At 71.9% G+C, this 22799-nt stretch carries 19 protein-coding genes; 6 read left to right on the top strand and 13 right to left on the bottom strand.

The window, feature by feature from the left end:
- Window positions 1-223: 223 nt before the first annotated feature.
- The 5 genes from TU30_RS10200 to TU30_RS10180 all read right to left on the bottom strand — a co-directional run bounded on the left by TU30_RS10200 (window position 224) and on the right by TU30_RS10180 (window position 4560).
- A complete protein-coding gene (locus TU30_RS10200) occupies window positions 224-817 on the bottom strand; it encodes a copper resistance protein CopC (RefSeq protein ID WP_042167468.1) in 594 nt (197 codons plus the stop codon).
- Window positions 796-1449 (bottom strand): superoxide dismutase family protein, encoded by a 654-nt coding sequence (locus TU30_RS10195; RefSeq protein ID WP_234307827.1) that lies wholly within the window; start codon window positions 1447-1449, stop codon window positions 796-798. Before TU30_RS10195 ends, TU30_RS10200 begins: the two co-directional genes overlap by 22 nt.
- 247 nt (window positions 1450-1696) lie before the next feature.
- Window positions 1697-2461: a hypothetical protein gene (locus TU30_RS10190; protein ID WP_042167466.1), complete on the bottom strand. Its 765-nt coding sequence runs from the start codon at window positions 2459-2461 to the stop codon at window positions 1697-1699.
- 522 nt (window positions 2462-2983) lie between these two features.
- Entirely contained in the window at window positions 2984-3601 is a 618-nt protein-coding gene (locus TU30_RS10185) for a sigma-70 family RNA polymerase sigma factor (protein ID WP_042167464.1), read from the bottom strand.
- A 185-nt stretch (window positions 3602-3786) separates the two neighbouring features.
- A complete protein-coding gene (locus tag TU30_RS10180; RefSeq protein WP_042167461.1) occupies window positions 3787-4560 on the bottom strand; it encodes a hypothetical protein in 774 nt (257 codons plus the stop codon).
- Between the two features lie 282 nt (window positions 4561-4842).
- Between TU30_RS10180 and TU30_RS10175 the strand changes: the two genes are divergently transcribed.
- Window positions 4843-5961, top strand: a complete 1119-nt coding sequence (locus tag TU30_RS10175) for an MFS transporter (RefSeq protein WP_078878221.1) — start codon at window positions 4843-4845, stop codon at window positions 5959-5961.
- Complete coding sequence (locus TU30_RS10170) at window positions 5958-6977, top strand: sugar ABC transporter permease (RefSeq protein WP_042167455.1); 1020 nt, start codon at window positions 5958-5960, stop codon at window positions 6975-6977. Before TU30_RS10175 ends, TU30_RS10170 begins: the two co-directional genes overlap by 4 nt.
- Before the next feature lie 631 nt (window positions 6978-7608).
- On the opposite strand, the gene TU30_RS10165 is transcribed toward TU30_RS10170, so the two are convergent.
- Window positions 7609-8781: an acyl-CoA dehydrogenase family protein gene (locus TU30_RS10165; protein WP_042167453.1), complete on the bottom strand. Its 1173-nt coding sequence runs from the start codon at window positions 8779-8781 to the stop codon at window positions 7609-7611.
- A gap of 126 nt (window positions 8782-8907) precedes the next feature.
- Here TU30_RS10165 and TU30_RS10160 point away from each other — a divergent pair, with 126 nt between their 5' ends.
- Together TU30_RS10160 and TU30_RS10155 are read left to right on the top strand one after the other, a co-directional pair.
- Complete coding sequence (locus tag TU30_RS10160; RefSeq protein WP_042167450.1) at window positions 8908-10647, top strand: CoA transferase; 1740 nt, start codon at window positions 8908-8910, stop codon at window positions 10645-10647.
- A complete protein-coding gene (locus TU30_RS10155; protein WP_042167448.1) occupies window positions 10644-12311 on the top strand; it encodes a class I adenylate-forming enzyme family protein in 1668 nt (555 codons plus the stop codon). Before TU30_RS10160 ends, TU30_RS10155 begins: the two co-directional genes overlap by 4 nt.
- Window positions 12312-12396: 85 nt before the next feature.
- Here the strand turns inward: TU30_RS10155 and TU30_RS10150 are convergent, their stop codons facing one another.
- The 6 genes from TU30_RS10150 to TU30_RS10125 form a co-directional block, all read right to left on the bottom strand.
- On the bottom strand, window positions 12397-13221 hold the full coding sequence (locus TU30_RS10150; RefSeq protein WP_042167446.1) for a metal ABC transporter solute-binding protein, Zn/Mn family: 825 nt from the start codon (window positions 13219-13221) through the stop codon (window positions 12397-12399).
- Window positions 13170-14048, bottom strand: coding sequence for a metal ABC transporter permease (locus tag TU30_RS10145; RefSeq protein WP_042167444.1), 879 nt, complete (start codon window positions 14046-14048; stop codon window positions 13170-13172). The genes TU30_RS10150 and TU30_RS10145 overlap by 52 nt, the downstream gene beginning before the upstream one ends.
- Complete coding sequence (locus TU30_RS10140) at window positions 14045-14680, bottom strand: ABC transporter ATP-binding protein (RefSeq protein WP_042167443.1); 636 nt, start codon at window positions 14678-14680, stop codon at window positions 14045-14047. The genes TU30_RS10145 and TU30_RS10140 overlap by 4 nt, the downstream gene beginning before the upstream one ends.
- Window positions 14681-14975: 295 nt before the next feature.
- Window positions 14976-16370 (bottom strand): endonuclease domain-containing protein, encoded by a 1395-nt coding sequence (locus tag TU30_RS10135; protein ID WP_042167441.1) that lies wholly within the window; start codon window positions 16368-16370, stop codon window positions 14976-14978.
- A 73-nt stretch (window positions 16371-16443) separates the two neighbouring features.
- The gene (locus TU30_RS10130; protein WP_078878215.1) at window positions 16444-17523 is read right to left on the bottom strand and encodes a methyltransferase; all 1080 of its coding nucleotides are present in this window, start codon (window positions 17521-17523) and stop codon (window positions 16444-16446) included.
- Window positions 17524-17633: 110 nt separating this feature from the next.
- Window positions 17634-18431, bottom strand: coding sequence for a hypothetical protein (locus tag TU30_RS10125; protein ID WP_078878214.1), 798 nt, complete (start codon window positions 18429-18431; stop codon window positions 17634-17636).
- A gap of 309 nt (window positions 18432-18740) precedes the next feature.
- Here TU30_RS10125 and TU30_RS10120 point away from each other — a divergent pair, with 309 nt between their 5' ends.
- On the top strand, window positions 18741-20174 hold the full coding sequence (locus TU30_RS10120; protein ID WP_042167437.1) for an aminotransferase class V-fold PLP-dependent enzyme: 1434 nt from the start codon (window positions 18741-18743) through the stop codon (window positions 20172-20174).
- Between the two features lie 69 nt (window positions 20175-20243).
- Window positions 20244-21566, top strand: a complete 1323-nt coding sequence (locus tag TU30_RS10115) for an NAD(P)/FAD-dependent oxidoreductase (RefSeq protein ID WP_042167435.1) — start codon at window positions 20244-20246, stop codon at window positions 21564-21566.
- A 36-nt stretch (window positions 21567-21602) separates the two neighbouring features.
- Here the strand turns inward: TU30_RS10115 and TU30_RS10110 are convergent, their stop codons facing one another.
- Window positions 21603-22619, bottom strand: coding sequence for a bifunctional 2-polyprenyl-6-hydroxyphenol methylase/3-demethylubiquinol 3-O-methyltransferase UbiG (locus tag TU30_RS10110; RefSeq protein ID WP_042167433.1), 1017 nt, complete (start codon window positions 22617-22619; stop codon window positions 21603-21605).
- Between the last annotated feature and the right edge of the window lie 180 nt (window positions 22620-22799).

Here is a 22799-nt window from a genome sequence, read left to right as displayed (position 1 = left end):
CGGGGTCCGGCCCCCGCCAGGACAGCGGGGCGGCGGCCCGGCGTGGGCCGCCGGAACACGCGTGGGCCCGGCCCGGCTATCCGCCGGAACCGGGCCCGCCGCCGCGATAGGTGCTCCCCTGTCAGATCCCTTCGGATGCGTCCTTGTCGATCGCTTCAGGCGGTGCTCGGGCGCGCTCGGGCCGTGTCCGGTGAGCGCGCCCGGGGCGCGGGGTGCTCCGGTGTCACACGGGCGCCCCCCTTCTCCGCCCCGTCGGCCCCGCCCCGCGCAGCCCGCGCACGGCGAGGACACCCGCGCCCACGACCGCGACGACGACCCCCGCGAGGACGACCAGCGCCGTGGTACGGCTGAGCCCCGGCAGCGTGTCGTCCCCGCCCGCGTCCGGCGCCGACAAGGTCAGACCCTGGCAGACGGACGGCGTGGCGACAGGCTCGGTGCCGTCCACGACCTGGAACTGGAACGCGTTGGTCTGGGTGTCGCCGTCGGTGGCCGTGACGGTGTAGGTGAGGGTGGTGACTCCCGCGCGCAGCGGGGTGACGGCGGCACAGGCGACGGAGCCGTCGGCCAGAACCGGCTGCCCCACGGGCACTGTGGTGCCGTCGGGTCCGGTCAGGCCGATCTCCGGCGTGGTGCCGGGCATCAGACGGTCGAAGGTCAGCGCGACGACGCTGGTTCCGGAGCCGGCCTCGGCGCCGGGTGCCGGCGTGGCGTCCTTCAGTGCGGTGTGGGCGTACGCGGGCGCGCTGCCGAGGAGCAGCAGCGCGCACAGGCAGCCCAGCAGGACGGCCGGCGCCCTCAGAAGTCGAAGTCCGCGCATGCTGTCCGGTTGTCCATCGCCTCACGGGGGTGGACCACGAGGGCGACCGCGTCCTCGCCGGTCTTCTGGGCGTTGTTCACCGTCGTCATGGCCTTGCCCGACTTGTCGGCGACGAACATCAGGTGCACCTCGTTCGGCGGTGTGGTCGCGCCGCCCTTCTCGAACTGGAAGTGCTCCCCGCCGTTGTCGTCCGCGCAGTGCTGGGCGTGCAGGTGGGCCATGTAGGCGTCGCCCGGCTTCAGGCCGGTCAGGGACACCGTCACCGTGGTGCCCTTCGGGCCCTGCGCCAGCCAGGCCGTGCCCTTGACGTCGTCCATGCCCGGCGGCCGGGTGTCCAGCACCTGAAGCGTGCCCTTCACCACCTCCGCGTCGGGGATCTTGTTCGCGGGGGTGGCCGAGGGGTCCCCCATCGCCATGTCGTCCATGCCGTCCATGCCGTCCATGCCGTCCATGCTCTTGGAGGGGGATGAGGACGCCGCCGTGTCGGCGGACGTGTTCGAGGTGTTCTCGGAGGAGTCGCCGCCGCAGCCGGACAGCAGGGCGGCCGTCGCCGCCAGCGTGGCGCCGGCGACGGCGAGACGGGTGCGCGGGCGACGCGGCACGGCCGCGGGCCCGTCCCGTTCGGGCGTCACCGAAGGCACCACTGACGTGGTGTCACACAGGGGCGGGCGGGCGGACGTGTGGTGGTTCATGGGTCAAACTCCCGATCGATGACTGGGGCCGGGGCCCGGACGACGAGACTGCGGCGGCGCACAGCAGGCCGTCGCGTGGCCATGGGCGGACACGGCCCGGGCCGAAGAGGACAGGCCGACGCGCCTGCGGGCAGGTCGGCCGTCGCCTGTCTCCCGGCCACGGCAACAACCGGACATCGGGCCGGATTCAGGGCCGTACGGCGAGCAGCGGATCGGGAGACGGGCGGCTGACTGCGGACCGGCTCCGCGGTGGCCCTCTTCGGACGAGGACATGCCTCAGGGAGACGGGTGTCGGTTGCGGCCGCTCCCAGTCACCGGCGGCGGCCCGGTACGGCCGCGCCTCGCGCCCGTCGCCCGGGTGGAAGAGGACGCCGCAGACCCGGCGCAGTGGTGCGAAGAGGAGGGCTTCCAGGGCCCGGCCGATCCGGTGGACGGCCGCCTCGCCCCGCCAGAGCCACAGCCCGCACACGACGGCGGCCAGCAGGTGCGTCAGGAGCATCCCGGCAGTACTCCCGTGCATCACAGCGGACAACAGCGGTGTGCCGGAAGCTGTCTCCACCACCCCGGAACGGGCCCCGTGATGGTGCACGGCCACGCCGGAGTGGGTGAAGACCGCCCCGTGGTGCATGCCGGAGGCCTGTTCCGTCCCCGGCCCACCGGTCGTGGCGTCCGGCGGGCGGATCAGCAGGTGGGCGAGGCTGAACAGCAGATGCAACAGCCCCTGCGCGCCCACCGTGGCTCCGACGACGGTCGCGGCGCCGCGTTCCCGGCCGGTCAGCCACCAGGCGCCCGGGACCGTCACGGCGAACGCGAGGCCCACCGCCCACCAGGGCAGGAGGTCGCCCGACATCAGGGCATGGCCCAGCGCTGTCGTCACCACGCAGACGGCCGCCAGGACCCCGGCCCGCGCGAGACGCAGGACATCGGCGGCGTCTTCGGTGACGCCTGCCATGCGGCACCTCCGGGACATCGGGGAGACTTCTCAGGACCGACCGTTCCCGTTACTTACGGGTGGCCGGGCAGCCGCGTTCACGCATGCCATCGGTCGATGGAGGCGCATGTGTCGGCACCGCTCGGTCACGTCCCGCTGTTCGGTGTAGCCGATCTTGTGTCTCCCGCCCCGCGGACACCGACGCACCGGCCATCGGGGGCAGCGCCTCCCAGCGGAACGTGCATCCGCTGCACCGCTCCACGGGACACCATCCACCGTTCGAAGTGGCCCGGTCTGCCGTTCCGGCGGACCGGGCGGCCGAGCCGCTCGGCCCTCGCCCGGGGCACGAGGGCCCACCTGCCGTCGGACTCCCGCGGGGCCGCCGAGTGCCAGGGAGTCGTCCAGGCGTCGGGCGCGTCATCAGGAGTCCCGCTCCCATGCCGCACAGGCCCGGTGCTGTTCGCCGGGCCTGTGCATCCACTCCGCCCGGCAGAGACGCCGACGTGACGGCGTTCCCCGGCCCCCGGAGCGACGTACGGCCTGTCAGGCCGCAGCGGCCACCGGCGTGCGGTGCTCGGCGTCGTCAAGCCACTCGATCAGCGAGGTGCGGGCTCGGGCGACGCGTGAGCGCACCGTGCCGATGGGGCAGTCGCTCACACCGGCCGCCTCCGCGTAGGGAAGTCCCACCAGCTGGGTGAGGACGAACGCTTCGCGGCGGTCGTCCGGGAGTGTGTCGAGCAGCTGGGCGAGGGCGATGCCGTCGTCGAAGCCGGGCAGACCGCGCGGCTGGGCACGTTCGGCGGCCGACTGCCAGTCATCGGTGTCCGACAGGCGCGGGCGGGAGGAGCTGTAGCGGATGCTGTCGATCACCGTGCGGCGGGCGATGGACAGCAGCCAGGTACGCGCCGAGGAACGGCCTTCGAACCGGTGCAGGCTGCCCAGGGCACGCAGGAACGTGTCCTGGGTCAGGTCGTCGGCACTCTGAGGGTCGGCGCCGAGAAAGGTCACGTAGCGGCGGACGTCTCGGTGCAGGGCGCGGACGAACTTCTCGACAGCGTCGGGGTCGCCGCTGCGGGCGGCGAGTGCCCACGCCGTGATCGACTCGTCTCCCGACACATCTTTCGGTTCTTCGCGTGCTGAGGACAGGGCGGGAATGATCACCTGGTGTCTCTCCTTCTCGGGAATCCAGGGAACCGATGTCCGGGGCGGCGCGCGCAGAACAGCGGGCGGCACGGCGGAACCGGTGAAGGGTGAACGGCCGGGCACAGGTGTGCGCGGCCGATGCCCGAGGCAGGGAGCCGACGGCTCGACGTCTGTGTGGACGGGCCTCGGGAAACCGGCTGTCGTCAGGCGACAGCGGTCCCGGCGGGCGGTCCCCGAGTAGCGATCGCGTGGGTGAGAAGGAGTTGCCGCAGCCCGCGCCCCGTACGGGCCCGGCGGGACCGGACGCGTGGGCGGTCCGGCGGCGAGGGCAGCCGGAAGACCAGGCGCAGTGGTGCGACGAGCCAGCCGGCGAGCGCCCGCAGGATGCGGAAGGCGGCGCGTTCGCCGTGGGCGAGCCACAGGCCGGACAGCAACGCGGCCAGCAGGTGGGCGGCGAGCATGCCCGCCGAGGACATGCCGCCCATGCCGTGATCCAGGGAATGCGCGGCCCCCATGGGACCCATCGATCCCATGGAGTGCGCCGCCCCCGTCATGTGGTCCATCGACCCCATGGAGTGCATGGCGCCCGTCCCGTGGTCCATGGAGCCCACGGACGTGGACATGGCGTCATACCCCGCGCCCGGCCCGGAGGGCGAACCGCACAGCAGGTGGCCCAGCCACTGCTGGACGAGCGACCTGCCGCTGGACGGTTCCGGGTGCACGAGGGCCTGGGCGAACGAGAACGACGAGTGGAGGACGGCCTGAGCGGCCACCGCGACGGAGCCGACCAGGACCGGCCCGCGCTCGCGTCCTGCCAGCCGCCAGGCCGTGCAGCCGGTCACAGCCGCCCCTGCGGCCAGGGCCCACCAAGGCACCGGGACCCCCGACATCATGACGTGACCCAGGGCAGTGAGCAGCACGCAGACGGCCGCGAACACCGCGGCCCGTAGCGTGCGAGAACACCACCCGACAGTCATGGCGCCTCATCTTCGCAGTCCGGGTCACCTGGGTCACGGGAGGGTACGGAAACGACCCGGGTATCCGACTCAGGCCCGCCGCCGTGATCCACACCACAACAGCGGGCGGGAACTCGCCGGTCGTTCCTGCCGACTCCTACCGAGGACCCGGGAAGTACCGCCGGGCGGAGTCGGGGTGGAGGAGGGGCGCCGGTGGCGGCGGAGCAGAGCGAGACCCGGACCGCGGTCGGCAGCGGCCCGGCGCGGGCGACCGCGGCTGTGACCGCGCTGCTGACGTGTGCCATGGCCTTCTCGATGATGCAGCTGTTCCTGCTCGGCGCCCTGGGACCGCGGCTCGTGGACGACCTGGACGTGTCGCCGACCGTGCTGGGCCTGACCACGACCGTCGGCTTCGGGGCGGCGGCTGTGCTCTCACCGGCCGGTGGGCGTGTGGTGGACCGTCTGGGGCCACGCCGTTGTCTGGTCGCGCTGCTGCTGGTGTCGGCGGTGGCGCTGGCACTGATCGGGGCGGCTCCGGGGGCGGGGTTCCTGCTGGCGGCGGTCGCGCTGGGCGGGCTGCCGCAGGCACTGGCGAACCCCGCCACGAACAAGACGATCCTGGCCGCCGTTCCCGCCGAACGGCGCGGTTCGGTGACCGGGATGAAACAGTCGGGCGTGCAGTTGGGCGCGTTCGCCGCCGGACTGCCGCTGGCCGCGCTGGCCGGGGCCGTCGGCTGGCGGGGCGCGGTGTGGACGGCGGCCGGGACGGCCGTGGTGGCCGCGGTCTGGGCGGCGCGGGCCCTGCCCGCCGATCCGCCCCCGAAGTACGCGCCCGTCTCGTGGATCCCCCGGGGAACGATCGCCTGGCTGGCGGCCTACTCGCTGCTGCTGGGCTGCGGCATCGCCTCCGTGAACACCTACCTCGCCCTCTACGGCGTACGGCGGCTCGATCTCGGCCCGACGACGGCCGCCGCCCTGGTGGCGGTGCTGGGCGTGGCCGGGATCGCCGGGAGACTGGGCTGGTCCAAGGTCGCGGGACAACCGGGCCGAGCCGTGTGGCTGCCGGGCGCACTGGCGGCCGGTGCGGTGGGGGCGGCGCTGCTGCTCGCGGCCTCCGCGTACGCGCATCCGCTGGCCTGGGTCGCGGCGGTGGCCGTGGGCGTCTTCGCGGTCGCCGCGAACGCGGTCTCGATGGTGCTGGTGATGCAGCGCGCGGCAGCCGGCCGGGCCGGCCAGGACTCGGCGCTGGTCTCAGCCGGCTTCTTCGCCGGGTTCGCGCTCGGTCCGCCGCTGTTCGGGCTGCTCGCCGCGGCCGGTCACTACGGGGCGGGATGGCTGCTGGTCGCGGGAGAGTTCCTGGGCGCGGGCGTGGTGGCCCTGGTCTGGGCGGTGCGCGAACGGCGACCGGTCGTACGGCGATGAGTACGCCGCGTGCGGTCACGGGCCCCCCGCCTGCCGTACCCGACTGGGCCGGGCGGGCGCTGAAGTCCGTCCTCGACCGGGTGGCTGTCGCCCGGACCGATGTCGGCGACCGCTTCCCGCTGTTCGCGGACCCCGGCGGCGGCCGGTGGACGACGACCGGGCGGGGCTCGTGGACGGGCGGCTTCTGGGCAGGGCTGCTGTGGCTCCGCGCCCGGTATTCCGGGCAGGGGATCGACCGCGAGGCCGCCGAACGGTTCACCGCCCGGCTCACCGGCTGGGTGGACGCCGACACCGCCACGCGCGGACTGATCCTCTGGTACGGCACGGCGCTCGCCGACACACCCGAGGCCGCCGTTCTGCGTCTGCGGGCGGCTGACGCCTGCCGGGACGCCTACGACTGCGAACTCGGCCTGGTTCCCTGGGGCTCGGCGTTCGGCGGACCCCGTCTCCTGGCGCGCGTGGACGGCGTGCCCGGCATGGTTCCGCTGCTTGCCTCGGTGGACCCACGGGCGGCCGGGTCCCATCTGCGCCGTCATCTGGAACTCTGCGCGGGTGATGGCTGCTTCCGCTGGTCCTGGCGGTACGAGCGGCCTGGCGGCTGGGCGTCCTGCGACGACCCGCCGCCCGGCTGGAGCCGAGGCCGCGCCTGGCTGCTGCTGGCCGTCGCCGATGCCGCGCACCATCTGGACACCGACGATCCGGCAGAATCCGTAAGTCACTTGCTCCGGGAACCGGCTGTGCCTCCGGCCGACGAGGCACACCCCGAAGGCCCTCTCGACACCTCCGCCGCCGCCATTACCACCGTGGCCCTGCTCAAGCTCGGCCACCGCGAGCAGGCGGTCACACTTCTCGACGAACTGGTCCGCACCCATGTCACGGCGGACGGCCGTCTCCTGAACGGCTGCTACGACCTCGCCGCCGGGACGGCGACGCAACACGAGCTGATCTGGGGCGACTTCTTCCTCGCGTACGCGCTCGCCGCACTCACGGGCCTCGTCGGCCCGCACGACGCCTGAGCGCTCCGCCGGACGTGCCGTGTCATGCCGTCGTTCGTCTGCGGCACCGTTTCGGCCGGTCGCTCTCCCCGCTCTCGGCTTCGCTCGAAACCGGGGGACCCGTCGTCGCCGGTCGCGGGTCACGTCCCGCTGTCCGGTGTGGCCGATCTTGTATCTCCCGCCCCTCGGACACCGACGCACCGGCCATCGGTGGCAGCGCCTCCCAGCGGAACGTGATCCGCTGCACCACTCCACGGGACACCGTCCCGTCGCGGCGGGGCCGCATGGCGATACGGCCCCGCATCCCTTCAGGGCGCTGTCGGACAGCGTGGAAACCGGGCGGTCGTACGAGGCGCGCGGAACCGCCCGGACAGCTTGCTTCCTCGTCGGAGCAGCCGTACGCGCGGGCGAGGGCCGGGGGCCGGCCGCCTCGAGGGGCGGGCCGGACGGTGACAGAGCCGCCCGACCTCACGCGCCGAGATCCAACCCGGTGCCGCGGCAGGCAATGTGTGCCCGTCAAGGAGCGGCGTCCGGTGCGTGCTCTCGGCGTGCCGGGCGCACGCCCCCGTACTGGACGTACTTGGGCTTGTGCCCGGTGCGGCGAGAGTGCGCACCGGACGCCGCGACGGGGCGAACGTTGCCTGTTGCGGCCCTAGGTGGTGCGCAGGACCCGGCGCGCGACCGACGTGATGTGCAGTTCGTCCGGGCCATCGAGGAGCCGGGCCGCTCTGCCCGTGCGAAACAGGGCGGGCAGAGCGGTGTCCGGGCCGAGGCCGGCTGCTCCGTGGACCTGGATCGCCGCGTCGGCCACCTGCTGAAGGGTGCGGGCGGCGGCCACCTTGGCCAGGCCCACCTCCACGTGCGCGTCAGCCCCCGCGTCGAGGCGGGCCACCGCTTCGTACACCAGCGGGCGGGTGGTCCGCAGGGCGAGCAGCGACTCGAAGACGTGCTGCTGGACGAGTTGCAGGTCGCCGAGCGGGCCTCGGGAGCGGGTGCGGTTCACGGCGCGCTCGCGCATCAGGTCGAAGGCCCGGCGTGCCTGGCCCAGCCAGCGCAGGCAGCGCAGGGTACGGCCGAGTTGGAGTCGTTCGCCCGCGACGGCGAGGGCCTTGCCGCGCTCGCCGATCACATGGTCCCCGTCGACCATCACCTCGTCCAGGGCGATCTCCCACTGCCCGCCCGCACCGAACACCGGCAGTTCGCGCACCACACGGAAGCCGGGTGAGGAGGTGGGCACGAGGAGCAGCGACAGCTCTTCGCGGTCCGGCGGTTCGCCGTCGGTGCGGGCGAGGACCGTGACGAGGTCGGCGTCGGCGGCCCCACTGGTGAACCACTTCCGCCCGTTCACCCGCCAGCTTCCGTCCTCCTCCGGCACGGCACGCGTGGCGGTGAGGAAGGGGTCGGTGCCCGGTGTCTCGGGCTCGGTCATCGCGTAGCAGGCCCGTATCTCCCCGGCGACCAGGCGCTCGGCGTAGCGGTCGCGGACGCCGGGGCTGCCGTGCCGCCACAGCATCAGCGCGTCGAGCAGAGGTGCCGATCCGAGGGCGGCCGGTCCGTGGTCGCTGGCTCCCTCCGCTTCGGCGACATGCGCGTACGACCCCAGCGGCAGCCCTTGCCCGCCGAGTTCGGCGGGAAGCGGCAACGCCCACAGCCCCTCGGCCGTCGCTGCCTCCCGCAGTCCGTGCAGGGCGGCTGCGGCTTCCGGTCCGCCGGCGTCCAGCAGCGGTTCACGGGGCACCACCCGGTCGCGTACGAACGCCCCGACGCGGTCTCTCAACTCTGTTGTTTCCGCCGGGCATTGGGGCGCTCCGGTGAAGTCCTCCATGCGGATTTCTCCTTACTTTCCTCAGAGGTCACGGGAACCCCGGCCCTCGGCCGTCCGACTTCCTCTTCCGTGGAACAGGTCGGGGGCGACCGCCCCCGGGTTCCCGCGCGTCAGGAAAGGAGTGGCATGGCGACTCCAGCCACACCGGCCGTCGCTCGGACGGTCGGCCCCCTCGACGGACTCCGACTGGAGAGCTCAGGTCCACCGGGTCCGGCGGACGGCCTCGTCGCGGAGCATCTGCGGCTGCTCGGCGCCCGGGGAGACGGAAGCTCCGGCAGCCGGCTCACCGTCACCGGAGAAGACCTCGGCGAGGTCACCGCCCGCACCACATGGGGCATGACCGCGACGGACGAGGCCACCGCTCAGGCGGCGACGGGCATCATGGCGGTGCACGGTCGGCGCGACGGCTCCCCGCGCGGGCTCGCCGTCGACTACGCCGCCACCGCCACCGGCGTGCTCGCCGTGCAGGGCCTGCTGGCCGGGCTCCTGGCCTCGGCGCGCGGAGGCGGGCGCACCGCGCAGGTGGAGGTGAGCGCGGAGCGGGCCGGTCTGCTCGCGGCCTCGCAGTACCTGGCCGCCGCCGGGGCGGAGGAGGGCGAGGCCGCCGAACTCGCGCCCGGCGGGCCCCCCTTCACCTCCGCCGACGGGACCGTCTTCGAACTGGAGACGCTCGACCCCGGGGTGTGGGCGGCGTTCTGGCGCGCCCTCGACGCACCGGAGGAGGCGATACGTCAGGGGTGGCGGCCCTTCCAGTTCCGTTACGCCACCGCCTGCGCTCCCTTCCCGCGGACCCTGCACGAGGCGGTGCGGGCGAGCTCCTGGGAGCGGGTCCGGCACACCGCCGAGACGTCCGGCGCCGATGTGTGCCCGCTGCGGTCACTCGCCGAACGGGCGGCGGAGTACGACGGGGCCCCGCCCTGGGAACTGAGCCCGCGCGACGCCACGTACGCCCCGGGGAGAGCGAGCGGCGATCCGCCGCTGTCCGGGTTCACCGTCCTGGAGGCCGGCCGCCGCGTCCAGGCCCCGCTTGCCGCCCATCTCCTCGGCCTGCTGGGCGCGGAGGTGATCCGGATCGAGCCGCCGGGCGGCGACCCGTTGCGTGGTATGCCGCCCACCTGCTCGGGTGTCTCGGCACGGTGGCTCGCGCTGAACCGGGGCAAGAAGGCCGTCGAGGTGGACATCAAGTCCCCGGCCGACCGGGAGCGGCTGCGCGAGATGGCTGCCGACGCCGATGTGTTCCTGCACAACTGGGCGCCGGGCAAGGCCGCGCAACTCGGCCTCGACCACGAGCACCTGGCCGCCGCCAACCCCGCGCTCGTCTACGCGTACACCAGCGGCTGGGCCGGCCGGCTGCCAGGCGCTCCCATGGGCACCGACTTCATGGTCCAGGCCCGTACCGGGGTGGGTGAGGCCGTACGGCCCGCCGACGAGACACCCGCGCCGTCGCTGATGACACTGCTCGACGTCCTCGGCGGGCTGCTCGGCACCGAGGGGGTCCTGGCGGGACTGCTGCTGCGTGAGCGCACTGGTCACGGGGTGCGCGTCGACTCGTCTCTCCTCGGCGCCGCCGACGTGCTCACGGCACCCGCCCGGGCCCGGGCCGCACAAGGGCTCGACCCGCGTCAGCCGGCCGGGTTCCGCCGCCCGCTGCCGACGACGGACGGCTGGATCGCCCTTCCCGATCACGGCGCGATCCCGTACGACGTGCGCGGACTGTCCACCGGTCAGGCGCTTTTGCGGTTGCGCGAGCGTGGTCTGGCCGCCGTCCCGGTCGTCACCGACCTCGCCCTTCTCCTCTCCTCCGGCTCGATCAGCCGCGACGCCCACGGCGCACCCGCCGTGCCGACCCCCTGGAGCTTCGTATGACCGTGGCCCTGCACGACCTGCTTCCCGCCGGACTGCGCCGCGGCTGGGCGGTCGACGGCAGCTGCCCCGACCTCGACCTCTACAGCCTCTACCGGTCCCGGCAGATCGCCGACCCGCACCGCACCGTGGTCCTCGATGCCAGGGGGAAGCTCTGTTACACCGCCATGGACCGTAAGGTGCGATGTCTGGCCGCCGGGCTGTCCGGGCTCGGCATACGCGCCGGCGACGTCGTCGGCATACAGCTCCCCAACGGCCGGGGCGCCGTCATCGCCGACCTCGCGCTGGCCGCCCTGGGCGCGATCGCGCTGCCCTTCCCGGTCGGCCGCGGCCACCGCGAGGCGGCCTCGCTGCTGCGCAGGGCGGAGGCGGTCGCCGTCATCGCCGCCACCGAACACCGCGGCAACCACCACGCCGCCGGCCTGCTCGCTCTGACCGGTGAACTGCCCGACCTGCGCACCGTGATCAGCGCCGGGCCGGGAACCGCCCCCGAAGGCACTGTCGCGCTCTCCTCACTGCTGCGCACCGACCCCACTTCCTTCAGTCCGGCCCGCCCCGACCCCGACTCCGCCGCCCGCATCCTCGTCTCGTCCGGCTCCGAGGCCGAGCCGAAGATGGTGGCTTACTCCCACAACGCGCTGGCCGGCGGCCGCGGCAACTTCCTGGCCTCCCTCATCCCCGACGGTCAGCCGCCGCGCTGTCTCTTCCTCGTACCGCTGGCCTCCGCGTTCGGCAGCAACGGCACCGCCGTCACGCTCGCCCGGCACGGCGGAACGCTCGTCCTGCTGGACCACTTCACCCCCGAGGCGGCCCTGGACGCGCTCGCCGAGCACGAGCCCACGCATGTCCTGGGCGTGCCGACCATGATCCGGATGATGCTGGACCGGACCGCCGAGGGGCGGCACCCGGCGCCGACTCCCCCGACGGCCGTCGTCGTCGGCGGCTCGCCGCTCGACGAGGCCACGGCCGAGGAGGCCCGCCGGGTCTTCGGCTGCCCGGTCGTGAACCTCTACGGCTCGGCCGACGGCGTCAACTGCCACACCGGGCTGGGTGATGAACCCCTGCGCGGGGAAGGGCCCGGCATCCTCGCGGGACACCCCGACCCGCGCGTCGCCGACATCCGTATAGCCGTCCCCGGCACACCCGAACTGCAGGAAGCGCCGAAGGGTTCGGTCGGTGAGATCGTCGCCCGCGGTCCCATGACGCCACTGTGCTATGTGGCCGCCCCGGACCTTGATGCCCGCTACCGCACCGCCGACGGTTGGGTACGCACCGGCGACCTCGGCCTGGTCGAGGACGACGGCAACCTGCGGATCGTCGGCCGCCTGAAGGACGTCGTCATAAGGGGCGGGGCCAATATCAGCCCGGCCGAGGTGGAGATCGAGCTCGCCGGCCATCCGCTGGTCCGGGACGTGGTGTGCGTCGGGGTGCCGGATGCGCTGATGGGCGAGCGGCTGGCGGCCTGCGTGGTGCCGCGGGGTAATGCGCCCACGCTGGAGGAGCTGTCCGCGCACCTGGACAGGCGCGGACTTGAGCGGCGCAAGCACCCCGAACGCCTGCTTTTCGTCACGGAGTTGCCGTTGACTCCGGCGGGCAAGCCGGACCGGGCGCTGCTGCGGGAGCGGTGCGCGGCGCAGGCACCGAAGCCCGCGGCGCAGGCCGTGTGACCCGTACGTGAGAGGGCCGCCGTGTGTCTCCCGGCGGCCCCGCACTCCTGTCAGGAGGACTCCCCCTCCTCCCTCGCGTGCCCCGCTACGGGGCCAGCGCCTTCTCGATCGTCTCCGCCGCGTTCTTGTAGACGGTCATCAGATCCAGGTCCTTGCCCGGGTAGTTGACGATCTCCACCTGCTTCGCCCCCGAGTCCGGCAGCACCTCGCCCGTCGTCATGTGGACGTTGTCGAAGACGTACGCGGGTTTCTTCCCCGACAGCTCGGACAGCTGCTCGGCCGTCACGGCCTCGGGGCCGTACGTGCCGCTCACCTCGGCGCCCGCCAGTTTCGCCGACCAGAGGGAGAACACCTGGGCGACGACGGTCGGGGCATTGCCGCCCGGCCATGCCTCCTTCAACTGCTTCTGCAGCGTGCCGTACTCGCTCTCGAAGGAGGCGTTCCACTGAGTGGCGGCGTCCCCGGTGCCGAACAGCCCGCCCAGGCGTGCCACTTCGGCGCTCACCTTGTCGGCGTCGTTGTCCAGGTTGACCTCGACCAGCTTCGCGTCGGACCCGGCGGCTTCCTTGATCTTCTCCGCGTACGGCTCGAAGGGTGCGTAGAGCACGAAGTCGGCGCCGGCGACGGCCGTGAGGTCGGACGGTTTGGGGTCGTAGTCGGGGGCGTGCTGCGCGGACGACGGGACGATGACCTTCACGTCCTCGGCACCCGCGGCTTTCGCGAAGGCGCCCTCCCAGGTGGTGGTGGCAACGACGACGGGCGTGTCGGCGTCGGTCTTCCCGCTCGTGCTCGCGTCCGGGCTGTCGGCCTTGTCGGAGCCGCAGCCGGTGGCGGTCAGGACGAGCGCGGTGCTCAGACTCAGTGCGAGAAGGGAAGGGACACGGATGATGCGGACGCGGATGCGCGCCATGAGCTGATTCTCCGTTCGGGAATGAGATGGACGGCCAGGACGACGATCCCGGCCGTCAGGACGAGCACGGGCCCGGGCGGCCAGTCGAGCTTCAACGCGACAAGGAACCCGGTGAGGTTCACGACGACACCGATGCCCACCGCCCAGGCGGTGATGGACTTCAGGGAGGTGCCCAGCCGCCTCGCGGCCAGCGCGGGCAGCAGGGTCAGCGCGTCGACGAGCAGCGCACCGGTCAGTTTGATGGCTCCGGCCACGGACACCGCGACCAGGACGAGCAGCAGGAGGGTGAGCAGGTCGACGCGTACGCCCGAGGAAAGGGCGAGTTCACGGTCGTGGAGCAGCAGGGCGAGATCGCGGCGACGCCACCAGAACAGCGCCGGTACGACGACCGCGAGCACGCCCAGCAGCCACAGGTCGGCCGTGCCCACGGACAGGATCGAGCCCCACAGCAGCGCGAACGCGCCCTGCGCGTTCACCCCGGACACGGCAAGAAGCAGCAGCGCGGCGGCGATCGCCAGACTCATCAGCAAACCCATCGCGCCCGACAGGCCGTCCGGCGTGCGCGCGAGCGGCGCGACCCCGGCACCCGCCAGGGCGCAGGCGACGAGGGCGCACAGCATGGGGTCGAGCCCGGTCAGCAGTCCGACCGCGATGCCCAGCAGCGCGACGTGCATCATCGCGAACCGCACCGGCATGATGTCGAGCCCGACGATCACGACACCGATCACGGGGAGACCGATCGCAGCCAACAGCAGTGCCGTTCCGGCGCGTTGGACGGGTAAGAGCTGGAGGAGCGGCCCGAGGTCGGTGGCGGCGAGGGTGTTCACCGGACCTCCCTCAGCCGGCCGGCGGCCATCTCCAGCACCCGGTCGCAGCGATCGGCGAGCGCCCGGTCGTGCGTGACGACCACGACGGTGACGGGCAGGGACAGCAGGACGTCGGCGGCCTCCTCCTGTCCCGCGAAGTCGAGCGCGGCGGTGGGCTCGTCGGCCAGCAGCACCCCCGCGCCGGCCGCGACACAGCCGACCGCGCGGGCCAGATACATGCGTTGCAGCTGGCCTCCGGAGAGCGTGTGCAGCGGCCGGCCGGTCAACGACCCGACGCCCAGCTTCTCCGCCGCCTCCACCGCCTCGACGCGCGCGCCGCTGCTTGCCAGCAACTCCCCTGCCAGCAGCGGGAACCGGCCGACCGCGGGTTTCTGCGGAATCCACGCGCACGCCCGGCGCCGCCATGCCCACTCGGCCGCGCTCTCCGTGCCCCGACCGCCGACGAGGATCCGGCCGGCGTACTGACGGTGCAGGCCAAGGACAGCTCGTAGCAAGGTGGTCTTGCCCGAACCGTTGGTGCCGGTCAACGCCACCCGCTGGCCCGCCCCGACGTCCAGGCCGACGTCCCGCACGGCGTCCACCCGGCCGTGACGGCAGACGACTTCACACATCCGGACGTCCAGACCGTCCATGCCACCTCCTCGCTCCCCCACAACAGTCGGAAGGAAGGAGCGGCTGGTTCCCGCGGATCGCCACACGTTGCTCACCGCGCAGTCGGGGCATGCCTCATCGTCTGCCGGCGCAGTCACGATCTGTGCAGCCGGCACGCACAGCGCCATGAGCACTGCCGCATCTGCGCCGAGACCGCCGGCCGCGCCGACGACGCCGACGACGCCGACGCCTGCCGGGATGTACGCAACGCCATACGGGGCGGTTCAGCCCGTGCCATGGCGCCGGAGTCCGCCTCGCCGTGCGCGGCACACCGCCTCAGAACAGTGCCAAGCCGTCACCACTGGTGTCCACGACGACCGGGCGGGGCTGGGTCGGGAGGCCGTCCACCCGGTCGGGACCGGCCGCAGCGGCCACGGCGGGGGCCGTCTCGGCCAGCCAGTCGTGGAACAACCGGACGGCCTCGCGGTAGGGGACCCGGGCCAGGATCCGGTGCTCGCCGGAGGGACAGAAGTCGACCATGACGGTGAGCAGACAGGCCCGCGGCGTGTTCTGACTGCCCGTCCAGGACACACGCAGGGCTCCGCAGGGTTTGCGTCCGCCCGGAGTCCGGTGGGTCGGGCGCAGGGACCGGCAGGCGATGAACGCCGTCCACGCGGCGAGGTGCGGCAGCGGCAGGACGGTGCGCGCGCGACAGCCGGTACAGCGGTGCCAGTGGCGGAGCCATGTCTCGGCGTCGGTGCGGAAGAGGCGGAGGCAGCGGTCCGTGACGCGGGCGTCGGTGGCGTAGAGGTGGTCGGGACGTTCCCGCGTGTTGCAGGACTGGCAGACGGGGGCGCGGACATAGCCGTGCTCGTGGCAGTGGTCGAGGACCGCGGCGGGCACACGGAGGCAGACGGCGCAGAGCCACCCGGCCACCCTCTCCGTGATGCCGGGCTCTCTGCTGAGCACGGAGTACCGACGGCCTTCGAGCTCTTTCCCGTACGGGCGGGGCGGAGCGGTGGCCTCCTCGGAGAGCTGTGACACGCCCTGCTCCACGGGATCCGGTGGCGACACGGTACCCGCGAAGCGCGGCGCCGGCCCGCCATCGGCTCCCACGTCCTGCCGGGCGGCGGGGGAAGAAGCGGTCGCGGCCGGTCCCCCGGCCACGTCCCCTTCACCGATCGCCTCGGCTCGCAGCCACCGTGTCTCGGCGTGCTCGGCCGCGTCGAGCAGCCTCACCACCGTGCGCGGCAGCCACCACGTCCGGGTCCCGGCACGGTCGCGCTCCACCAGCACTCGCCGCCAGTCGATCCCCGCCAGGTGAGTCGGTCGACCTGCCGTGCGCCCGGGACCGGCCGGCCCCGCCAGCTCGTCCGCGACGCGCCGCCGCCAACGCATCCGTGTCTCCTCGTCGTACGCGGGCCCCTGCGACGCGCGGAAGGGACCGACACGGACCAGGTCCCGCCGGTCCATCCGCACCGCGTTCAACTCCGCCGCCGCTTCGCGCACCTGGGCCTCCGGAACACGCCACCGGTCCCCGCCCACCTGAACCGCCGTGACGACACGGCACCCGACGAGGACATACCCCGCCCGGGCGGGGGAAGGCCGGTGGGTGAACGGCCCGGCGACCGCCGGCACGGTACCGTCGGCCGTCAGAACGGCCCACAGTGCGTCCGCCTCCTCCGGAGTGACCAGACCCCTCGCACCGTGGTGCACGACGTGCTCCGTCATACCGACAGGCTAACGGGACACCAGTGGGCCGACCGGTCCGGAGCGGAGGCTCACAGGAGAACGGGGCGCCCTCTCAGCCAGGGACTACCTCCATCAGGCCAACCGGTGCCTGCGGCAGGTGAAGCGCATGGAGCCGCAGGCCTGCGCGGGCATAGAGTTCTTCGAACTCCGCGCGACTGCGGACCCGGGCGCTGCCCATGCACATCTGGAACAGGTCGACCGTGCGCCCCATGTGGAAGGGGTGCCCCGACGAACCGGTGTCGGTGGGGTGGTCCGCCAGGCAGTCGAGGACCAAGACCCGCCCGCGTACGGGGAGCACGGCCGCCACCTTGCGCAACAGCCGCTCCGCATGTTCGTCGTCCCAGTCCATCAGCACGAAGGACAGCAGATAGGTGTCGCCGCCTGCGGGTACGGCCTGGAACATGTCGCCCCCCGCCACGGAGCACCGGTCTGCCAGCCCCGCGTCCGCCAGTGCCTGAGCGGCGTCGGCGACGGTGGCCGGCTGGTCGAAGAGTGTGCCGTCGATGTGGGGGTTGGCGTTGAGGATCGCAGTCAGCACCTGCCCGAGGCCACCGCCGATGTCGACGATCCGGCGTACGTTTCGATAGTCGTAGGAGAGTGCGGTGGGGATCTGGAGAACCTTGGCCACCGACACCATCCCGGCATCGAATACCTGCCGCTCCTCGGGCCGACCGTGCAGCCAGGTCCAGTAGCAGTCGACGCCGAGGACGTCCTGGATGGGGGCGCCACCGGTGGAGACCGCGTGCTGGAGCTGTTCGAAGACCCGCCACATCCACGGCCGGCTCTGGAGCACCGCGAGGTCTCGCATGGACTGGGGGTGGTCGGTGCGGAGGAGCTGTCCCAACTCGCCGAGGGCGAATACGCCGGGCGAGACCACACGGACGACTCCGACACCGGTCAGCGAACTCAGCAGCCGGCACAGTCCTCGGGGATCGCAGTCGGTTCGGGCGGCCAGATCATCCACGGTCCGGTGCTGACCGGCGAACGCGTCCGCGATGCCCAGTCGTGCGAACGCACCCACGGCCTGCCCGATCCAGAACCCCAGGGTGATCTCCACCAGCCGCACCGCGGCTGGGTCGTGCACCTGAGTTCCCATGTCGTATGACCGGCTGCCGACATTCGTCGTGGTCATGGCTTCGCCACCGCCTTCGCTGCATGCAATTGGAATGTAAATCCGAGATATAATGCACCCCCGCGGGCTACCTCCGCCGACACGCGGCCATGCATGAAGAAATTTCGATTTCAAGCACGCGCCAAGAAGGAGCGGACTTCGCTGACCATTTGCTCGACGGATTGTGCGATGAACAACCGCCCCTGGTAAGTGGAGATGTCGTAATCTGATGCGATCATTTCCTGGATGGAGAATTCATCGACCAGGCAGGAGTCGAGCTTGGCGAGTTCTCCGCTCGATGACAGGAGGGCCGCTCCGTATGCTTTGGTCCGGCCGTCCTCCTGCACGAGACCTGTCTCCATCGTGAACCAGAAGACCTGGCTGATCGCCTGGAGGTCCTGCTCGGAAGTGGCGTTGTTCGCTGCTTTTCCGAACAGCCGGTAGAGATCGGCGAACTGCGGGTCGGCCAGCATGACGACATGACCGACGAGCTCGTGCAGCATGTCGGGCTCGGGGCTGTAGTGGGGCTGGCTGGGGCAACGCAGATACATGGTCGTCGAGAAGATGTCGTCGCCGAAGCGCCCGTAGAAGTCCCTTACCGGGGTCAGCCCGTCGACCGGGAGCAGGCGGAACCCCGTGAGGTTGTTCAGGCGCCGCCCGAGGTCGTCGATCCTGGGCGTGTGGGTGACGGGCAGCGGCAGCCGCTCCTTGGCCCGGAGGTAGCGCGAACTGGCGACGCGGGAGTGCATGGCGTTGAGCTTCGACACCATCGTGCCCCACAGCTCGTCTTCCTCTGTGCTGTAGGTCACCGGGTGCGAGTTGAGCCCGCCCGCCCTGCGGATCGCCTGCGTAATTTCTCTCCTCCGCCGAGCACACGGCTCGTCAATCCGTCCTCCCGTCTCCGCGCGGTGCTCATTCACAGGAGTCATAACTGGTCACCCATCCCCGTTCCAGTGTTTTAAGGACGTTGCGCACGAGGAACTCTTCCACTCGGGGCGCCCGGTTGAGGGATCCCACGCCGGGCACCTGCGACCTCGCCAGGCGACCGAATAGGGTGAACTCCCGCCTTTTGGCTCTGCCTTCCCGCCCAGGGGTGCTTGACTGAGCACCGCAGCCATTCTCGCGCAGATCGCCGGGCACTGCGGTATGAAAAAAGCCCGACTCTAGGGGAGTCGGGCTGGGAATCCACGCCAATCATTTGGAGTACGGTGTCGGGAAGCAGTGTCGCGCGTGGGCATATGACGCCCGATGAGTTCCGCCGCTACGGCCGGCAGGTGATCGACTGGATCGCCGCCTACCAGGAGAAGATCGAGTCGTACCCCGTGCGGTCCCAGCTCGTACCGGGTGAGGTGTTGGACGCGCTGCCGCAGAGCCCGCCGGAGACCGGTGAGGGGTTCGAGGGGGTCATGGCGGACTTGGACCGGGTGCTGCTGCCCGGCATCACGCACTGGCAGCATCCTTCGTTCTTCGCGTACTTCCCGGCCAACGCCAGCGGTCCGGCAATTCTGGGCGACCTTCTCTCGTCCGGGCTGGGCGTTCAGGGCATGCTGTGGGCGACCAGTCCGGCCTGCACCGAGCTCGAGACCCGGGTGATGGACTGGCTGGTGCACCTTTTGGGACTGCCGGACACGTTCCGGGGGAACGGGGTCATCCAGGACTCGGCGTCCAGCGCAGCGCTGGTGGCAGTCGTCGCCGCGCTGCACCGGGCCAGCGATGGGAACCCGCGGCGGGAGGGCATCACCGCGCGGTACACGATCTACACCAGCTCGGAGACCCACTCCTCGCTGGTGAAGGCCGCACGGATCTGTGGGATCGGCGCGGCTGCCGTGCGGGTGGTGGACGTCGATCAGCAGACCCTGGGGATGGACCCGGCCTGTCTGGAGACGATGATCGCCCAGGACCGCGCGGCCGGTGCCGTTCCACTGCTGGTTTGCGCAACCGTCGGCACCACCTCCACTACCGCGATCGACCCGGTTCCCGAGGTCGGCGCGGTGTGCCGCGACAACGGCGCCTGGCTGCACGTGGACGCGGCCTATGCGGGTGTGGCGGCGGTGTGCCCGGAACTGCGGTGGCTCAACGATGGACTGGCTCAGTACGCCGACTCCTACGTCACCAACCCGCACAAGTGGATGCTCACCAACTTCGACTGCACCGCGATGTGGGTGGCCGACCGCGCACCGCTGGTGGGCGCGCTCTCGGTCCTCCCCGAATACCTGCGCAACCAGGCCACCGCCTCCGGCGAGGTCATCGACTACCGCGACTGGCAGATCCCGCTCGGCCGCCGCTTCCGAGCGCTCAAGCTGTGGTCGGTGATCCGCTGGTACGGCGCGCAGGGGCTGCGGGCACACATCCGCAGCGGCATCGGCCTGGCGCGGGAGCTGGCCGGGGGGATCGAGGCCGACACGGCATTCCATCTGCACCCGCACCACCCGCTGGGCCTGGTCTGCTTTCGCCCGCTGTGGCCTGGGCTGTCCGACACGGAGGCGGACGCGGCCACGCTGCGGGTGATGCAGCGGCTGAACGACTCAGGCGATCTGTACCTCACCCACACCAAGGCCGGCGGCCGGGTACTGCTGCGCATGGCCATCGGCGCGCCGGGCACCGAGCCGCGGCACGTGCGACTGGCCTGGGACCGGATCGCCGCCGAGGTGCGCGCCGAGACCGCACCCTGACCCCCGGCGAGGCGACCGAGCCGCTTCGCACCACGCGCCGAAACCTCGGCCGACCCTTCAGGAGCACACATGCACGACGTGATCATCATCGGCGGCGGCATCTCCGGCGCCACCGCCGCACGCGAACTGGGGACAGCCGGGCATTCCGTGGTGCTGCTGGAAGCCCGCGACCGCCTCGGGGGGCGCACCTGGACCTGTACCTTCCCCGGCACCGGCACAGCCGTCGACCTCGGCGGCATGTGGCTGGGCCGCCGCGACACCTTCCGCCACATCTACGTCGAGGCCGACCGCTACCACCTGCCCGTCGTCCAAACCCCCAGTACGACCGTCAGCAGCCTGATCATCGACGGCATGCGCCACACTGACCCGCAGGCCCTGCCCCCCGGCTACGGTGCCGAAATCGATGAGGCTGTCCGGCGCATCACCGAGACCGCCCAGGCCACTCTCCCCTACCTCCACGTCCCCGACCGCACCCGTCCGCTGGACGTGTCGGTCCGCCAGTACCTGGGCACGCTCGGCCTGTCCGCCACAGTGGTCGCCACGCTCAGTCAGCAGGCGTCGGTGCACTACGGGGCCCCCGCCGACGAGATCTCCGCCCTGTACCTCCTCGGCGAGATCGCCAGCCGCTACACCCCCTTCGCGCAGCAGACGCTGGCCCTCGATGTCCTCGACAGCTTCCGCGACGGGACGAAGACACTCCTGGACGCCCTCATCGCCGATGCCGGCGCCGAGGTCCACCTCTCCTCACCCGTTCGCCGTGTCGCCCAGACCTCCGACCACGTCGAGGTCATCACCGACGCCGAGGAGCGGTTCCTCGCCCGCACCGCGATCGTCGCCACTCCATTGAACTGCTGGCAGGGCATCGACTTCAGCCCGGCCCTGCACTCCGCGAAGCAGGCCGTCACCGCACAGGGGCACGCCGGTCACTTCGCCAAGGTCTGGCTGCTGGCCGAGGGCCTGCCCGAGCCGCACTTCTTCGCCGCGGGAAGTCCGGACGGATTCCAGTGGATCCGCACCGAAAGGGTCACCGACCAGGGCAGCCTGCTCACCGGCTTCGGTGACCCCGTGGCCTCCCCCGACCTGTACACCCTGGGCGGGGCGCAAAAGGCCCTGGCCGCCTACGCGCCCGCAGCCCGTGTCAGGGCGGTGCACAGCCACGACTGGAACCACGACCCCTACGCCCGCGGTACCTGGATCGCCTACCGCCCCGGCTGGCTCACCACGCACGGGCCCGCCATCAGCGCCCCAGAAGGACGCATCGCCTTCGCCGGAGGTGACACCTCCACCAGCTACAACGCCTTGTGGATGGACGGCGCCGTCGAAACCGGCATCCGCGCCGCCGCCCACACCCGCGCTCTGCTCAACACACCGGTCTCCACCGCTCGTGTCTGACGCGGTGTCGAGAGAGCGTACGTGAATGCCCGGCGCTCAGCGCGCGCCGGGTCCCGGACCGCCGCCGAACGGCAGCAGATTGCCCGCGATGCGAGGTACGCAGCGGTCGAGGCCGGCGCCGCGGCCGGCGAGCACCTCGAAGCCGGTGGGCCGCAGCCGCAGCTCGATCGCCCGCAGTCGGTCGAGGTTTCCCAACTCGCGGACGCGGTGCCGCAGGGCCGGTCGGTCGAAGAGGTCCTCGGGGCGCACGAATACCGCGCCGCCATTGGTTTCCGCCTCCTCGCCCGCGAGGTCGACGAGGCCGATGCCGCCCGGGTGGTAGACGCGGTCCGCGGCCAGCCAGGTCACCGGCAGGCCCGCGAACAGCTCGGGCATGTCGGCGAAGCGCATCGGCTGGACGACGGGGTTGAGGTACGCGTCGGCGTCCGCGACGTCCTGTTCGGCAGGGGTGAGCGGGGTACCGGTCCAGCCGGCGGGGAAGCCGTAGTCCGCGAGGGACAGTTCGAGTCCGAGGTCGCGGATCGTGGCGAGCCCGCCCTCGTGGCTGCCGGGCGGCGTGAGCAGTCGCACGAGCTCCCGGTCCAGCATCCGGCTGTGTTCGCCGACCGCGTCGTACAGCCACAGATGGATCAATCCGTCGTTCGCCATGTGCTCGGTGAGCCACTGCAACCCGGCCCGCGGTGAGGGGAGATGATGCAGGACTCCGCAGCAGACCACGAGGTCGAACCGGCGCCGCAGGTCCAGTTCGGGCATGCTGCCGTGCACGAGTTCGACGTTGGTCACCCCGTGCCACTCGGCGCTCCGCCGCGCGATCTCGATGGAGCGGCGGCAGGCGTCCACCCCCGTGAACCGGGCCCGGGGGTACCGCCGGGCGAGCGCCAGCAGGATGGAGCCGGTGCCGCACCCGGCATCGAGCACCTCCCAGCCCTCCATTCCCGAGTCGCGCAGGACGAAGGGGAGTTGGTCGGCGATCATGTCCATGAGCGGAGCGTCCTCCGCCGGGGACGGGAACGGAAAGTATTCGTAGAGGCTTGCCACATCGGTAGTCGTCATGTCGAATGCCGCCTTCGCGCTGTCGAATGTGAGGCCGTTATCATAATGGCGATTCCCGAAGACTGCCGGGCAGCCTGGGCCGATATCCGAAACCGCCACAGAAAGAGCCTCGGAGCAGCACAGCATCCGGGTTAGCAATATTCGGACGGTCGGACGAATCGTGTAACCCCGGGGCATGAA

The organism is Streptomyces sp. NBRC 110035 (assembly GCF_000829695.1).
GTDB lineage: Bacteria > Actinomycetota > Actinomycetes > Streptomycetales > Streptomycetaceae > Streptomyces.
This window is presented reverse-complemented; position numbering and strand designations above follow the sequence as displayed.

Bases quoted from the DNA above. Each gene is read 5' to 3' on its own strand.
- TU30_RS10200 (WP_042167468.1), bottom strand. From the start codon at position 817: ATGCGCGGACTTCGACTTCTGAGGGCGCCGGCCGTCCTGCTGGGCTGC.
- TU30_RS10190 (WP_042167466.1), bottom strand. From the start codon at position 2,461: ATGGCAGGCGTCACCGAAGACGCCGCCGATGTCCTGCGTCTCGCGCGG.
- TU30_RS10180 (WP_042167461.1), bottom strand. From the start codon at position 4,560: ATGACTGTCGGGTGGTGTTCTCGCACGCTACGGGCCGCGGTGTTCGCG.
- TU30_RS10175 (WP_078878221.1), top strand. From the start codon at position 4,843: ATGGCCTTCTCGATGATGCAGCTGTTCCTGCTCGGCGCCCTGGGACCG.
- TU30_RS10170 (WP_042167455.1), top strand. From the start codon at position 5,958: ATGAGTACGCCGCGTGCGGTCACGGGCCCCCCGCCTGCCGTACCCGAC.
- TU30_RS10165 (WP_042167453.1), bottom strand. From the start codon at position 8,781: ATGGAGGACTTCACCGGAGCGCCCCAATGCCCGGCGGAAACAACAGAG.
- TU30_RS10160 (WP_042167450.1), top strand. From the start codon at position 8,908: ATGGCGACTCCAGCCACACCGGCCGTCGCTCGGACGGTCGGCCCCCTC.
- TU30_RS10155 (WP_042167448.1), top strand. From the start codon at position 10,644: ATGACCGTGGCCCTGCACGACCTGCTTCCCGCCGGACTGCGCCGCGGC.
- TU30_RS10150 (WP_042167446.1), bottom strand. From the start codon at position 13,221: ATGGCGCGCATCCGCGTCCGCATCATCCGTGTCCCTTCCCTTCTCGCA.
- TU30_RS10140 (WP_042167443.1), bottom strand. From the start codon at position 14,680: ATGGACGGTCTGGACGTCCGGATGTGTGAAGTCGTCTGCCGTCACGGC.
- TU30_RS10135 (WP_042167441.1), bottom strand. From the start codon at position 16,370: ATGACGGAGCACGTCGTGCACCACGGTGCGAGGGGTCTGGTCACTCCG.
- TU30_RS10130 (WP_078878215.1), bottom strand. From the start codon at position 17,523: ATGACCACGACGAATGTCGGCAGCCGGTCATACGACATGGGAACTCAG.
- TU30_RS10125 (WP_078878214.1), bottom strand. From the start codon at position 18,431: ATGACTCCTGTGAATGAGCACCGCGCGGAGACGGGAGGACGGATTGAC.
- TU30_RS10120 (WP_042167437.1), top strand. From the start codon at position 18,741: ATGACGCCCGATGAGTTCCGCCGCTACGGCCGGCAGGTGATCGACTGG.
- TU30_RS10115 (WP_042167435.1), top strand. From the start codon at position 20,244: ATGCACGACGTGATCATCATCGGCGGCGGCATCTCCGGCGCCACCGCC.
- TU30_RS10110 (WP_042167433.1), bottom strand. From the start codon at position 22,619: ATGACGACTACCGATGTGGCAAGCCTCTACGAATACTTTCCGTTCCCG.